General features: G+C 71.3%; 2 protein-coding genes. One reads left to right on the top strand and one right to left on the bottom strand.

All coding sequences use genetic code 11. The annotated features are described in order from the left end of the window. A partial coding sequence (locus E4099_RS31970; protein WP_135341311.1) for a cation transporter occupies positions 1-218 on the bottom strand: 218 nt, incomplete at its 3' end. A gap of 216 nt (positions 219-434) precedes the next feature. Here E4099_RS31970 and E4099_RS31965 point away from each other — a divergent pair. After that, positions 435-1,457, top strand: coding sequence for a hypothetical protein (locus E4099_RS31965; protein WP_209446826.1), 1,023 nt, complete (start codon positions 435-437; stop codon positions 1,455-1,457). Positions 1,458-1,481 lie beyond the last annotated feature (24 nt).

Here is a 1,481-nt window from a genome sequence, read left to right as displayed (position 1 = left end):
GCCGCGGTGTAGCCGGTGGCCTCCACCGTCGCGATCAGATCCGCCACCGCCACCTGGTCACCGAAACTGACCTTCGCCTTCTCGGTGGCGTAGTTGACCGTCGCCTCCACCCCGTCCATCCGATTCAACTTCTTCTCGATACGAGCGGCGCACGAGGCGCAGGTCATCCCGCCAATGGCGAGTTCGACCTCGGCCGTGCCGGTCACCGTGGTGGTCATCTCTGCTCCTCTGCATACCCATGGGGGGTATATCGACGAGACCAATGTATACCCCCGACCCCTATCCATGGCAAGGCGTGGCGACCACTTGACTTCATACCCCCTGGGGGTATGCTCAGCCCCGTTGGGCAGCCGGGCGACGGCCGCCACGCGTCCGAGAGTCGACCCAGGCCGGCAGCCGGTAACGGCGGTCATGCCACCGAGAAGGGAATCCTCATGAACACAGGGCTGAAGGCCACCGCGTTCGCCGCCGCACTCGCCGCCGCCTTCGGGGCCGCGTACGGCGTGGGTCACGCGGTGGAACCCATCTCCGACCCGAGCCCGGCCGCCCACGCGGGTCACGGCTCCGGCCAGGGCGGCGCGAAGCACACCGGTGAGGAGGGCACCGAGCCCAAGGGGGGCCACGCGGGCCACACCGGCGATTCAGCGGAAGAGCACCCGCCCGGCGGACTGCAGACCACCGAGGACGGCTACACCCTCGACCTCCACACCCCGCGCGTGGAGGCGGGCGACAAGACCGTCCTCCGCTTCACCGTCCGCGACCAGGACGGACGCCCGGTCACCGCCTACCGCGCCAACCACGGCAAGGACCTGCACCTGATCCTCGCCGGCCGCGACCTCGCCGGCTACCGGCACCTGCACCCCAACCGCGACGCCGACGGCACCTGGAGCCTCCCGGTCACGCTCGACAAGGCGGGCGACTACCGCCTGTTCGCCGACTTCACGCCCGACGCCAAGGGGGCCAAGGACCTCACCCTGGGCGCCGACCTCGCCGCCGCCGGCCACTACACCCCCACCGCGCTGCCCAAGTCCAAGGCCACCACCACCGTGGACGGCTACACGGTCACCCGCCATGGGCAGCTCACCCCCGGCAAGACCTCCGAGCTCACCTTCACCGTCACCAAGAAGGGCCGCCCGGTCACCGACCTCCAGCCCTACCTGGAGGCGTACGGGCACCTGGTCGCGCTGCGCTCCGGGGACCTCGCGTACCTCCACGTGCACCCCAACGGTGCCCCGGGCGACGGCCACACCCGCCCCGGCCCGGACATCTCCTTCAGCGCCACCGCGCCCAGCACCGGCAACTACCGCCTCTACCTGGACTTCCGCGCGGACGGCAAGGTCCACACCGCCGCCTTCACCCTCCCGGCCACGGGCACCCCGGCAGCCGCCGACCACGCCAAGGGCGGCAGCTCGGACGAGCACGCCAAGGGCGACGACTCGGGCGACCACGCCCACTGACCCTCGACCCGGGCCCCACCACCC

The sequence above is a fragment of the Streptomyces palmae genome (genome assembly GCF_004684805.1).
GTDB lineage: Bacteria > Actinomycetota > Actinomycetes > Streptomycetales > Streptomycetaceae > Streptomyces > Streptomyces palmae.
This window is presented reverse-complemented; position numbering and strand designations above follow the sequence as displayed.

Excerpts from the sequence above, each read along its gene's own strand:
- E4099_RS31965 (WP_209446826.1), top strand. The coding sequence starts at position 435 with ATGAACACAGGGCTGAAGGCCACCGCGTTCGCCGCCGCACTCGCCGCC.